The sequence below is a fragment of the Paeniroseomonas aquatica genome (assembly GCF_030409335.1).
In the GTDB taxonomy this organism is placed as follows: Bacteria; Pseudomonadota; Alphaproteobacteria; order Acetobacterales; family Acetobacteraceae; genus Belnapia; species Belnapia aquatica.
The window spans coordinates 1-621 of sequence record NZ_JAUFPN010000022.1; the positions used below are offsets into that span (position 1 = coordinate 1).

The 621-nt window shown below is 70.0% G+C and carries 1 pseudogene; it reads left to right on the top strand.

The features are described 5' to 3' along the window. A pseudogene (locus tag QWZ14_RS02745) lies at nt 1-621 on the top strand (IS256 family transposase); the annotation flags it as partial.

The window sequence follows — 621 nt, forward strand, 5'->3', positions numbered from 1 at the left end:
CGCGGGCCATGGCGAGCGCAGCGCCGAGCGGGTGAACCAACGGAACGGCTATCGGGAGCGCGACTGGCAGACCCGGGCCGGGACGGTGGAACTCAGGATCCCAAAGCTGCGCCGCGGCTCCTACTTCCCAGCCTTCCTGGAGCCGAGGCGGCTGGCGGAGAAGGCGCTGACCGCGGTGATCCAGGAAGCCTACGTCCAAGGCATCTCGACCCGCTCGGTGGACGACCTGGTCCGGGCCATGGGGATGGAGGNGCCGAGATCGACGGGCGGGTGCAGGACTTCCTGGGCCGTCCCATTGAAGGCGACTGGCCGTACCTGTGGCTGGACGCCACCTACGTGAAGGTCAGGGAGGCGGGCCGGATTGTCTCCGTGGCGGTCACCATCGCGGTCGGCGTCAATGGCGATGGCCGGCGCGAGGTGCTCGGCATGGCGGTCGGTGCCTCCGAGGCGGAGACCTTCTGGACCGACTTCCTGCGCAGCCTGGCCCGGCGCGGCCTGCGTGGCGTCAAGCTGGTCATCTCCGATGCCCATGAGGGGCTCAAAGCCGCGGTGAGCAAGGTGCTGCGGGCAACCTGGCAACGGTGCCGCGTGCATTTCGGCCGCAACGCCGCCGCCCATGCC